We start from the raw sequence: 346 nt of genomic DNA on the forward strand, positions 1-346 counted from the left end.
TGCCTGCCGCTGGGCATCGTGTCCATCGTCTACGCCGCGCAGGTGGATGGCCGCCGCGCTGCCGGCGACATCGAGGGCGCGCGCGCCGCCGCACGCAAGGCCGGCTGGTGGGCGCTCGCGTCGCCGATCCTGGTCGTCGTGTGGATCTTCGTGGCCATCCTGCTGGAGGCGATCGGCAGCCTGGCCGGCAACTGACCCCCACCGTTTCCCGTTCCACCACCCAACCACCGGAGTAACACGGATGAATACCACCGCACCGCAAGTGTCCAACAACCTCGTCTGGGCGATCCTGACCACGCTGTTCTGCTGTCTGCCGCTGGGCATCGTGTCCATCGTCTACGCCTCG

2 protein-coding genes are annotated in these 346 nt (G+C 67.9%); both read left to right on the top strand.

What is annotated here, in order from left to right:
- A partial coding sequence (locus D183_RS0114165) for a CD225/dispanin family protein (protein ID WP_017909579.1) occupies window positions 1–195 on the top strand: 195 nt, incomplete at its 5' end.
- A gap of 46 nt (window positions 196–241) precedes the next feature.
- The coding region (locus tag D183_RS26500; protein WP_017909580.1) for a CD225/dispanin family protein at window positions 242–346 on the top strand (105 nt) is incomplete at its 3' end.

Source organism: Xanthomonas sp. SHU 199 (genome assembly GCF_000364665.1).
In the GTDB taxonomy this organism is placed as follows: Bacteria; Pseudomonadota; Gammaproteobacteria; order Xanthomonadales; family Xanthomonadaceae; genus Xanthomonas_A; species Xanthomonas_A sontii.